At 41.7% G+C, this 533-nt stretch carries 1 protein-coding gene; it reads right to left on the reverse strand.

From position 1 onward, the window contains the following. A partial coding sequence (locus tag R7Q46_RS29905) for an ISAs1 family transposase (protein ID WP_318078685.1) occupies window positions 1-349 on the reverse strand: 349 nt, incomplete at its 3' end. Window positions 350-533: the final 184 nt, after the last annotated feature.

Raw genomic sequence — 533 nt, forward strand, 5'->3', positions numbered from 1 at the left:
TGCTTGCTTTCGCTCCTTTTAGAACCTTCCCATCAACGCTGATTATGGGCTGAGCATGCTTTTCTCTGTGCAAATTGACCCAGCCTACCATCGCTTCCAAGAGCGTTTCTGGTACAACAGTTCTCATTATCGCGGCAATATTATGCCGAGTGGGGAGACCATTGTCGTAGGGGAGATACTCACGCAACCACTCGATATTTCCTTCGCCGAAATCCTTAATATCAGTCCACTTATTTTGACCACAAATCATGGCGGTTATGACCAAGAAAGCCACTTCCATAACAGGATACACTTGGTTGATATGCGAACGGGTATCTTTCACTTTTTTTAGCTGCTCAATGATAATCATGTACGAGTTTCTCATATTTTTAACTTCATGATCAGATCGTGATTACCTTGAAAAGTTCCCAATAACATAAAGTCTTTTATTTTCAGTGGTTAAAGTTCGATCCCGCCCTTTCACACTTACACAGTTAGCAAAACTGAGCGAACTCGATTAATACAAAAAATGGCTATGCACTACGCATAGCCAT

This window comes from Vibrio sp. 811, assembly GCF_033339195.1.